Consider the following 1,342-nt stretch of genomic DNA (forward strand, 5'->3'; position numbering starts at 1 on the left):
CTTCGTCGTACACGGTCCAGGAGGGCGCTCGGAACCGCTCCGCGGCGCGTCCGCCGGCCTTCGGGGGCCTGGCGGGGGCCTGTCGTGGGCCGGCTTCCGGGGCTTTCCGGGGCGGTTCGCCGGCCGGTCGCCGGGTGGTGAGCACCGTCCACCGTCCTCTCACACCTGTGGAGCGCGCCGGTTCTGTTCGATTCCCGGCGAGGTCACGGCCTCTCTCCACAGATTGGGCAAGAATCTTCCGTCCACAGCCTGGGGAGGGGAAAGTTATCCCTGTGAGATCCACAGGCCCGGGTGTTGACGGACCATCGGACAAGGTCAACCGCGTGTGGATTTGTGGCCAACCGCAATCCACAGGCTGTGGACAGAGAGTTCATCCACAGGGGTGGTGATGACTTGTCCACCGGCAACCCACAGGTTGGGGGCCGTTGTCCCCAGTGATCGCCAGCTTCTCCACACCGCTGTCCACTGTTCGGCAACGCAACACCACCCCTCACCACGCCGAGTGAAAGCGGTCACACCAAGGTGGTGGGTTGGGCTGTGGGGAACGTGGGTAAAGCTGGGGATGGCACTGGGGAGAAGTGCCCCGGCCCTGTGCATGGGGTGTGCAGAACTTCGCGTGGTCCACAGATGAGCCCGCTTATCCACGGCCGCCACCCACAGGCGCGGTGGACAAAAAATCGGTGCTGACCTGCGCAAAGGAAGTTGTCCACGGTTTCCACAGGGCCTACTACTACGACCACGGATATCAACCGGGGAATGCGCTTCGAATCGGGGCCTGTGCACAACTCGGCTCGGGAGCGCTTCGCTCCGGTCGAGTCGACTTGACCCCGAGCCGCACCGACTGTCGGCGGCGTGCGTCAGACTGGTCTCCGGCAACCCAGCCGACGACGAAGAGCCAGCAGGGCGAGAGCCAGCAACAGCAGGAGGCGGTTTCCGGTGAAGATCCGGGTGGAGCGCGATGTACTCGCGGAGGCAGTGGCCTGGGCGGCCAAGAGCCTCCCGGCCCGTCCGCCGGTGCCCGTCCTCGCGGGCCTGCTGCTGAAGGCGGACAATGGCGCACTGAGCCTCTCCGGCTTCGACTACGAGGTCTCCGCACGGGTCTCGGTGGAAGCCGATGTGGAAGAAGAGGGCACCGTCCTCGTCTCCGGCCGGCTGCTCGCCGACATCTGCCGGGCGCTCCCGAATCGCCCGGTGGAGATTTCCACCGACGGTGTACGAGTGACCGTGGTGTGCGGCTCCTCCCGCTTCACCCTCCACACCCTGCCTGTGGAGGAGTACCCGTCCCTGCCGGCGATGCCCACCGCCACCGGCACCGTCGCCGCGGAGGTCTTCGCGGCGGCCG

The 1,342-nt window shown here is 66.8% G+C and carries 1 protein-coding gene; it reads left to right on the plus strand.

Going from position 1 to position 1,342, the window contains the following annotated elements:
* Window positions 1–936: 936 nt before the first annotated feature.
* A partial coding sequence (locus tag AB0I03_RS26620) for a DNA polymerase III subunit beta (protein WP_360417364.1) occupies window positions 937–1,342 on the plus strand: 406 nt, incomplete at its 3' end.

It is taken from the genome of Glycomyces sp. NPDC021274 (assembly GCF_040641195.1).
GTDB lineage: Bacteria > Actinomycetota > Actinomycetes > Mycobacteriales > Micromonosporaceae > Glycomyces.